This window comes from Leptospira congkakensis (assembly GCF_004770265.1).
Taxonomy (GTDB): domain Bacteria; phylum Spirochaetota; class Leptospiria; order Leptospirales; family Leptospiraceae; genus Leptospira_A; species Leptospira_A congkakensis.
Window position 1 is genome coordinate 1 of record NZ_RQGQ01000021.1, and the last position, 8,806, is coordinate 8,806.

The 8,806-nt window shown below is 33.7% G+C and carries 9 protein-coding genes; all 9 read right to left on the reverse strand.

Going from position 1 to position 8,806, the window contains the following annotated elements:
• Nucleotides 1–220 precede the first annotated feature (220 nt).
• Nucleotides 221–1,177 carry a hypothetical protein gene (locus EHQ70_RS18035; protein WP_135588798.1) on the reverse strand — a complete coding sequence of 319 codons (957 nt, stop codon included), beginning with the start codon at nucleotides 1,175–1,177 and terminating at the stop codon, nucleotides 221–223.
• Between the two features lie 201 nt (nucleotides 1,178–1,378).
• Entirely contained in the window at nucleotides 1,379–2,104 is a 726-nt protein-coding gene (locus EHQ70_RS18040; RefSeq protein ID WP_135588800.1) for a hypothetical protein, read from the reverse strand.
• Between the two features lie 216 nt (nucleotides 2,105–2,320).
• On the reverse strand, nucleotides 2,321–3,358 hold the full coding sequence (locus EHQ70_RS18045; RefSeq protein WP_135588802.1) for a hypothetical protein: 1,038 nt from the start codon (nucleotides 3,356–3,358) through the stop codon (nucleotides 2,321–2,323).
• Nucleotides 3,359–3,884: 526 nt separating this feature from the next.
• Nucleotides 3,885–4,244 (reverse strand): hypothetical protein, encoded by a 360-nt coding sequence (locus EHQ70_RS18050; RefSeq protein WP_135588804.1) that lies wholly within the window; start codon nucleotides 4,242–4,244, stop codon nucleotides 3,885–3,887.
• Nucleotides 4,225–5,313: an ATP-dependent nuclease gene (locus EHQ70_RS18055; RefSeq protein ID WP_135588805.1), complete on the reverse strand. Its 1,089-nt coding sequence runs from the start codon at nucleotides 5,311–5,313 to the stop codon at nucleotides 4,225–4,227. Before EHQ70_RS18055 ends, EHQ70_RS18050 begins: the two co-directional genes overlap by 20 nt.
• Nucleotides 5,314–5,668: 355 nt before the next feature.
• Nucleotides 5,669–6,337, reverse strand: a complete 669-nt coding sequence (locus tag EHQ70_RS18060) for a YdcF family protein (protein WP_135588807.1) — start codon at nucleotides 6,335–6,337, stop codon at nucleotides 5,669–5,671.
• 201 nt (nucleotides 6,338–6,538) lie between these two features.
• The gene (locus EHQ70_RS18065; protein ID WP_135588809.1) at nucleotides 6,539–7,441 is read right to left on the reverse strand and encodes a WG repeat-containing protein; all 903 of its coding nucleotides are present in this window, start codon (nucleotides 7,439–7,441) and stop codon (nucleotides 6,539–6,541) included.
• A 523-nt stretch (nucleotides 7,442–7,964) separates the two neighbouring features.
• Complete coding sequence (locus EHQ70_RS18070) at nucleotides 7,965–8,354, reverse strand: type II toxin-antitoxin system MqsA family antitoxin (RefSeq protein ID WP_135588811.1); 390 nt, start codon at nucleotides 8,352–8,354, stop codon at nucleotides 7,965–7,967.
• Nucleotides 8,351–8,662: a type II toxin-antitoxin system MqsR family toxin gene (locus EHQ70_RS18075; RefSeq protein ID WP_135588813.1), complete on the reverse strand. Its 312-nt coding sequence runs from the start codon at nucleotides 8,660–8,662 to the stop codon at nucleotides 8,351–8,353. The genes EHQ70_RS18070 and EHQ70_RS18075 overlap by 4 nt, the downstream gene beginning before the upstream one ends.
• Nucleotides 8,663–8,806 lie beyond the last annotated feature (144 nt).

Below are 8,806 nucleotides of genomic sequence, written 5' to 3' on the forward strand. Positions count from 1 at the left end.
ACCTGACGAGAACGAAATTTAGCACATTGCAACTAACGAACTAGACTAACCGACGTAGGCTGGCCCTGAGTCCCGAACGGGACGTTAGGGACTGGAACGACGCTTGCGTAAGCAAGAGGAGTGCCAGAAGCCTATGTGTCGCAGACCGAGCGAGGGCGCAAGTCCCGAAGCGAAGCGGTTAGTTGCTGTTATGCGAAGTGGCATATTTAATAGATTTTACTTATATAAGCTTGTCTATCTCTTCTAATAGGCTATTTATATCAAAATTATCAGACCAGATTTCCATTCGTTTTTCAGGAGATAATTTCCAAAATTCATCAATTGTAGAATCTTCGAAATAATTCCAAATATTTTTATTACTCAGGAAGAAATTTAATAAATACCGAGAAATGCTTTGAGTAATAATTGTCAATTTCTGGAATTGAGTAGCATTAAGGTTATCAAATCCTCTTTGTATCTCGTGAACATGTTCAATGTTGCTTCTGATTGCATATACTTTTTCCATTAAGGAATGAAATGAAGGACCTATGAACAATTCTGTTCTAGATTTAAATTGCCTTTGGGTGTTACCTATTTCCGGATTTATGAAAGCTTCGATAACTCTTACATAATTATGAAGTTTATTTTTCCAATCATCTGTAGTAATGCCATCTAGAAAATAATTAATTCCTCTGAAAATTCGTGAATGTTTCTTTAAAGAAGAAAGTTGAATTAATGCCAAATAATTCTGAATTGCATCATCTATTACTGTTTTATCTATTCTACGAAAAGGTGTTCCGTTTACAAATTCCGGTTTCAACATTTGAGAAAACGATTGAATTTCAAAAATATTATTATATTTTGCACCTGTGAATTGTAGGGGAAAATAATCACAAAGTAGTTCAGTAATAGTAACTAAAGAACAATAGAATAAATATACTTTAGATTCACACTCCCTATTATTTCTATCTATGATATTTGGATTCTCAACCTTCTCTTTAAAAAAGATTGATAAATTTGAATTTTTGATTTTTTCAGATTGAATATCTCCAATCCATTTTTTCCAATAATTATCTATTTCAATCGGAAATTCAGTAGCTATTGATAGATTTTCATTGATTTTAATAATACTTTCACTTAAATTAACATTTGCATTGTAAAATGTTAATATTGCGAATTTCTCATTATTATTTATCATATTTTAAAAAGTTTATGCCATTTCGTATAACGAACTAGTCTTCCCGAAGTTCCCTGAAGCCGAGCCTCTGAAGGAGGCGTTGGCGTCGGCGCGTCTTCTTGCGGAGCAAGAAGCGTGACGGAAGGGAATTTGCCGCAGGCCGAGTGAGGCCTTGTGCCGAAACGTAGCGGGAAGACGCTGTTATGCGCAGTAGCTGATTTATTAGAACGAGATTCCTGCTGAAAAATCTATGTATGCTTCTGAATTTCTTTTTGAAAATCCAAATAGATCTTTTTTCTTTGATTCAATCAAGTAGTCGAAAATAAATGTAGAAAGAATATTTTGATAATCAGAATTCGATGTTAAATAACTATATGAATTTGATTTTATTTGATTTTCATAAATGAACATTGGGCCACCGAAAACCGAAAAAAATATTCCATTATCGAGAATTAATTTCATTCCTAAACCAGGTGAAAAGTAAGCAGTAGCTTTTCTTGTAACATTAATATTCAATTCCGAATTATTATTACTAAAAATTGGTAGTATAATAGCAGAATAAGTCTGGGATACTTCTGGTAGAGAGCCAATAGTAGCATTAAAGAAAAATGGTGAATTAAAAATATAATAATTATAAAAGACTTTCATTGAATTTTGTTCAAATGAAAATTTTTCATTAAAAACGAATAAATAAGATGGTGAAGGTAAAATTGATTTTTTATCATTTGACGAATATTTAGAAAATATCAAATTTACACCAATTTCATTTTTACTGTCGAAAGCGTAAGAAGCCCCTAAAAATTGCATTGAATAATAGTAAGAGACACTATTCTGTCCTGTATAAATTGAAAATGGTTTTTCTGTTCTTATTTTACTTTGTGTTTCAAATAATGTTTGAGAATAAATACTATTGCCTATCAAAAGCAATATAATTACGTAAAATTTCATTTCTTCTCCAAAATTTTATTTTATATTAAATTTCAGCTATTGCGCATAACGAACTAGTCTTCCCGAAGTTCCCAGTAGCTGAGCCTACGTAGTAGGCGTTAGCGTCGGCGCGTCTTCTTGCGGAGCGAGAAGCGTGACGGAAGGGAATTTGCCGTAGGCCGAGCGAGGGCTTGTCCCGAAGCGTAGCGGGAAGATGCTGTTATGCGACGTTTTGGCTTATATTTTATTATAACTTTTTAAAAGTCTATAAGTATCTTCGCCATTAATTATTACGTATTTTCGAGATCGTAAATGTTGAGTAGAAAAGGCATCCATTGTTGTTTCTACCGTTCCTTTGATATAATTACAGTGTTGAAGAATATATACGTCAGCGGTTTCATGAAACAATCTTACTATCTGATCCCCATTTTTTCCAAGATCTTTTGGTTCAAGTACTTTGTTTTTTGCCGGCCCCTTAAATGCGAAAGCCGCCCTTATTCTTTTCTTTCCTAAATGTAAATTATAAGTATAGAGGTCTGAAGTTTCTCCTCCCCAATCTTTCGGAATGTTATTCTCGTGAATAATCTCCGCAAACATACGTTTAATTTCTTTTTCTGGAATGGAAGCCAGGACAGAAAAATCAACTTTCTTGTTAAATTTTTTTACTTTTTTAAACTCATCGAAATCTTCTATATTTAGTCTATTTTTTTCAACTATATATGCTCTAAATGGGTGATTGTCTTTATCATTTTGAAATTTGATCAATTTCTCGGCAAAGACAATTGGTCTAATTTTTAGTATTCTCTTTGTTTCATTGAAGGATTCTATTTTTCCGTAAAGGAAACACTTATACTTTTTTGATAAATTTGTAAATGCAGTGTTACAAGTATAATGAGCAGTATTATATTCCCCCTCTATTTTTATATTATACTGAGGTAATTCTAGATAAAATGTTTTTTGAAAAGGTTTGTCATAAGAGTTTACTTTTTTTAGATTTTTGAAAGTAAATGTATAATCTGAATAGAATAGAGAGTCTATGTTTAAGGCATTAGTAATTATTAATTTTTCTAGAACTGGAACTTCGTTACGCTGAATATGTTCAAGTGTAAGATCCATAGAATATTTATCTATGAAAATCTTATTTAAATGATCATCATAATAATTAATATTTAGAGCTTTCGTCTCGTATTCATCAACAAGATTTGGGCTAAGGCTAGATAAAAATAATTTCTGATTAAGAAAATAGGAGCTTAATTGATAATTGTTTATTTCCATAGTTTAAAATTCCAAAATGTCGCATAACGAACTAGTGTTAACGAAGTTTCCCGCCCTGAGCCTACGTAGTAGGCGTTAGGAGTAGCGGGAAATTTGCCGAAGGCCGAACGAGGGCACGTCCCGAAGTGAAGCGTTAAGACGCTGTTAGTTGCAGTATGCCTTACGAGTAAAAAAGTGTAGGTAAAATGGAACTGGAAGTCCCACCGGAATGCTTCAACAAATGAGGCAAAGTAAATCAAAGAGAGACTTTGATCAACAAGGGTTAAGAGTTAGATATACTGTTAATCCAGACTTCCGTATAAATAAAAAAGTAAAATAAAGAAACCTGACGAGAACGAAATTTAGCATATTGCAACTAACGAACTAGGCTTACTGAAGTTGTCCGACCCTGAGTCCCAACGGGACGTTAGGGACTGGCACGGAGTTTGCGGATGCAAACGAGTGACAGGAGGACAATTTGGCGCAGCCCAAGCGAGGGCTCGTCCCGAAGCGAAGCAGTAAGCCGCTGTTATACGACGTGACAGTATTATCGGATCCAATGTTTTACAATTTCGCTAATTTCTGCTATCGTAAAACTTGGAGCTGTTGAAGGAATGCTAATCGGATTTAAACTTTCTTTTGAAATTGTTTGTAAATAAAGGTAGGCGATTGTAAAAGCCATTTTCAAATTTGCAACACAAAATGGTTCCCTGGTTAGTATTATTTGGCATATTCTCGAAGCTATTTCTGTATGTGTTCCTGCTTTTTTGATTTCTTCATCAATCCATGATTCAATAACATTGAAATTTCTAACTTGAAATTCCCTTTTTGGCCGGGTTAGTGATGGGATTTGGCTAAATAGAGATCTATAAACATTACGTATATTGTCACGCAAGATTTGATTCATCCAAATACCCTAGTTCAGTATAAACTGCTTTTAAATCATCAATTGATGAAAAGTTTTGAACTTCAATTTTTCCATTTTTATTTGAACAGTAAATTAAATTTGAATAATCTAGAATTTGAACTAATTCTCTCACATGGCTAGTCATTAATATTTGAAAATTGGTATCAGTGATTGATGTAATAAAATTGCGTAATAATTCTCTGTGCATATGCACAAGACCTTCATCCATCACAATTAATTTGTTTGGATATAAGAGTATTAAAACTAATAGGTATATGTATTCTTGAAAACCCAATCCTTCGTTTTCTAATGGTCTTTTAAAATCTGATTCTGAATATTTTACCCATATTTCTGCACGTCCAGTTCTAATATTGAAATCAGCATCGAACTCTTTTATTAAACTTTGGGAACTTAGTATCTTTTCTTTAAAACTATTGAAATTTTCAGGCTCTTCATCTTTTAGTTTTAATATTATACTTTTTATATATAATATAAGTTGGTTTGGTTGGTTAATGTTTATGCTATTAACTTGTGAAGTGGGAATGAAATTCTGGAAGCCATTCACATCCCAGCTTTGTTCAAAGCCATGAAAATAAATCAAAGTTGATGATTGAGCTTTTTGAGCTGCCCATCCGATAAGATGCTGGTATGCAGTATTGGATAAATCAGAAAAAACCATATTCTGCTGAATGTTTGCTATATTTCCCTTTCTTACCGTTCCATATTTGGTATATTTAAAACGCAATTCATCAGGTATTTTTGCAGGTAAAGCTGCTGAGATACTTTTGTTGTTGGCAAGCATTGATTTCATTTCAACGTAATCTTCAGCGTCAAATGAGAAATCAGCCTCAACTATTATTGAATTTTCAGAAGTAGCCTGGATTCCATAAGGAATAGAATTGTTTATAATCGGCTGCATGAATGGATTAAGGAGCCAGTTCAATGCTTTGATGACTGAAGTTTTTCCAGAGCTATTTGAACCTATTAGAACATTAAAACCTTGATTTAATTCTACTTTGCATTCTGCGATTCCCCTAAAATTTTTTATGAATAGATTTTCTATTCTCATTTTATTCTCCTAATTTAATTTTTCTGTCATGTCGTATAACGAACTAGAGTTACCGAAGTTCCCCGACCCTGAGTCCCGAGGGGACGTTAGGGACTGGCATGTAGCTTGCGTAAGCAAGGCGAATGCCAGAAGGGGAATTTGGCGTAGCCCGAGCGAGGCCGCAAGTGCCGAAGCGAAGCGGTAAAACGCTGTTAAGCGCAGTTACTTATTATTCCATTGATTTTTATTTACTTTAAATTATAAGGATTTTACTTTCATACAATTCTTTAATTTTTCGAATTCTAATCCTTAAATGCATTTTCTTAAACAATCTATGAAATGAATTTATCTATAAAAGATTTATATTTTATAGTTCTCATTGAATAAGATGTAAATTATATCCATTTTCAATGAGAGAATAGTAAGCTTCTATAATTTGATCTGGAATAACTGTTTCTGATTGGAAACCAAGTTTAGGATATTCAATAATTCTTTGTAAGTCACCGACTATTTCATTAATAATCATAAAAAGATTAATATGAGAATGCGGAGCATCAGATAGTGTATAATTTGGTGAAGAAATGTAGAAAATCCCGTCATTCCACTGTTTATTTAATGCTAATTTAATTCTTAAAGTCATAGAAGGTTTTTGAATAGCAATAATTTTATCAACTGTAAGATTCAAAGAATCAATTATTTGTTTAGAAAATTGAATGTTTTCTCCCGTGTTTGTAGATTCATTTTCTATAATTATAGCATCCATTGGAATATTTTCAGATAAAGCAAATTCTGCGAAAGATTCTGCTTCAGAATTTGGAAAAATATTTTTGGTGAAAAAATTTAAACCTCCCGAGAACAAAATAAATTTTGCAAAACCTTGTTTGTAAAGTTGAACTGCATATTTCGCAATTCTCAAATCATGACTACATAATACGAATATTAGATCTGATTTTTGAATATTTTCCCGAATAGAAAGAAAATTCCATATTGATTTCGCAAATTTTAAGTCTTCTTCAGTTATTTTTTTATGATTTTCAATAATCATTTTAAGTAATTGCGCTTAACGAAATAGACTAACCGACGTAGGCTGACCCTGAGTCCCGGAAACGGGACGTTAGGGATTGGCACGACGCTTGCGTAAGCAAGAGGAGTGCCAAAAGCCTATGTGTCGCAGACCGAGCGAGGGCGTAAGTCCCGAAGCGAAGCGGTTAGTTGCTGTTATACGAAGTCTTGGGTAATCGTTTTTTTATATTGGCTTCAACCCAATGAAGAAAATGATATAAATACGTCTTAAATATGTTACAAATATATCGATAAAGTTATTATATTCTATTTTTCCATTTCGATAGATTGTAATTGTATTCACTTTGTTCGAGATTCTTATAGTTCCTTCAAAGTCTGGTCCTGAAGCAGTATACCCATCAAATGGAAAAATATAAGATCCATCATTTTTTATCACAGCGTATTCTTTATTTTTTTCTACTAGGGCATGGTGTCCTGTGAAATCAAACGCAAAATCATATATCGGTTTAGCAATAGTTTCTCCATTTATATTGATATATCCATAGAGTCCTGTTTTGTTATCAGAAAAGGCAGCTAATCCGGAGGAGAAATTTCGATAATACCTGTCTGAAGAAAGTTTGATAACAAATGTACCAGATTTGTTTATAATCCCCCAGAGGATATGTGGTTTAGGAAATTTTTCTACGATTGCAACGTTTGTTGTACCTTCGGAAAAATCACCAGCTTCGTGAAATATAGAAGGGATAGTAAAAATCCCCGAATGATTTATAAAGCCAGTGAGGCAATACTCCCCAAAGTCTGTTTTTATGCATTTATTTGTCTGCACCTTTGCAAATCCTTCGCTAAAGTCGGTTGATGAAGAGCCGTAAACTAAGCCTGTAATTAAAGTTCCATTTGAATCTATATATCCGGTATCAAAACTTCCTTCTTGGCTTACACGAAAAATTCCCTCGGATGAAGGGAAAATATATTTATAAATTGGTTTAGTAATTAAATATCCTTCTTCTGTAATAAGGCCGCTAAGCCCGTCACTTTCATAGATTAAAACCTTTTTTGAGTGATCATTCCGACATGATAATATAAAAAAAAGGAGAGCAGTTATACTAGATATTAAATATTTCCTCATAAAAATTTTCCAAGATTTCGTATAACGAACTAGTCTTGACGAAGTTTCCCGCCCTGAGCCTGCGTAGTAGGCGTTAGGGAAGCGGGAAATTTGCCGGAGGCCGAACGAGGCCGTGAGTGCCGAAGTGAAGCGTTAAGACGCTGTTAGTTGCAGTGTGCCGTTCGAGAATAAATTAATTATAAGAAAGAACTGGAAGTCCCACCAGAATGCTTCAACAAATGAAGCAAAGTAAATCAAAGAGGGACTTTGTTCAACAAGCGTTAAGAGTTTAATATACTATTAATCTAGACTTCCGTATAAATAAAAAAGTGAAATAAAGAAACCTGACGAGAACGAAATTTAGCACATTGCAACTAACGAACTAGGGGAGACGACGTTCCCTGACCCTGAGTCCCGACGGGACGTTAGGGACTGGCACGCAGCTTGCGTATGCGAGCGAGTGACAGAAAGGGAATGTGGCGTAGCCCAAGCGAGGCCGTAAGTGCCGAAGCGCAGCGTTTCCACGCTGTTATGCGCTGGACCGTTATTTATGAGAGACTTTTTGGTTTTTTAAAGGTAATCTAATATCGCCAACGAAAACATATCTGATTTTTCCAATGTTCATCATTTTATGAATAGATTGGCGAGACAATTTTAACTTCTTTGCCATTTCATCAACACTAATAAGATCCGCAGCTACAGTAACTTCAGCATCTTTTTTAGCCTTAAATTCAGCAATTGCAGCATTAATGTGATTTTGAGATTTTCGCGTAAGAATTCCGTCTTTGCAATTTTTGCAATAGTAACCTTCTAGATTATTGATTTTTAGGTTTCCGTAATCTTTAATATTGAAATTTTCTGAGACATCAGTTTTGAAAACCATAGAATTTGTTTCACCACAGACAGGACAATCGATCCATTTTTTATCTTTCATATGTTTTCATCTCCTTTAAAAGAAATAACTAATGTATTACTGTTCGAAATTTGGATTTTAATATAAAGTTTATGATAATTGCTCTCCTTTTTGTAAACATCGTGCCAGAGCAAATGATTATTATGAGAAGTCATTGATTTAAAGAAGTCAGAATTATGTAAATTTAGAACTTCATTAATAATTTCAGTTTCACCAAATCCAAATTGTTCAATTGCAGTCTTTTGCGCGTTTTTTGTAATAGAAAACTTTCCCTCCATTATCAGTTCTTTGATCTTTTTTAACGGATAATGACAGACGCGTTTTTCCACAATTGCTATTGTGGTTAATTGGTAGACAATGTCAATTGCTTAAAAGTTCATATTTTAAATTTAATTTTAGGTATGACTTCAAGAGATGGGTAATGATTAAGCGGCATGAGAATGGTAACGCTTTTTAGTAACCTTTCTTGGCTT

Excerpts from the sequence above, each read along its gene's own strand:
- EHQ70_RS18035 (WP_135588798.1), bottom strand. The coding sequence starts at position 1,177 with ATGATAAATAATAATGAGAAATTCGCAATATTAACATTTTACAATGCA.
- EHQ70_RS18040 (WP_135588800.1), bottom strand. The coding sequence starts at position 2,104 with ATGAAATTTTACGTAATTATATTGCTTTTGATAGGCAATAGTATTTAT.
- EHQ70_RS18045 (WP_135588802.1), bottom strand. The coding sequence starts at position 3,358 with ATGGAAATAAACAATTATCAATTAAGCTCCTATTTTCTTAATCAGAAA.
- EHQ70_RS18050 (WP_135588804.1), bottom strand. The coding sequence starts at position 4,244 with ATGAATCAAATCTTGCGTGACAATATACGTAATGTTTATAGATCTCTA.
- EHQ70_RS18055 (WP_135588805.1), bottom strand. The coding sequence starts at position 5,313 with ATGAGAATAGAAAATCTATTCATAAAAAATTTTAGGGGAATCGCAGAA.
- EHQ70_RS18060 (WP_135588807.1), bottom strand. The coding sequence starts at position 6,337 with ATGATTATTGAAAATCATAAAAAAATAACTGAAGAAGACTTAAAATTT.
- EHQ70_RS18065 (WP_135588809.1), bottom strand. The coding sequence starts at position 7,441 with ATGAGGAAATATTTAATATCTAGTATAACTGCTCTCCTTTTTTTTATA.
- EHQ70_RS18070 (WP_135588811.1), bottom strand. The coding sequence starts at position 8,354 with ATGAAAGATAAAAAATGGATCGATTGTCCTGTCTGTGGTGAAACAAAT.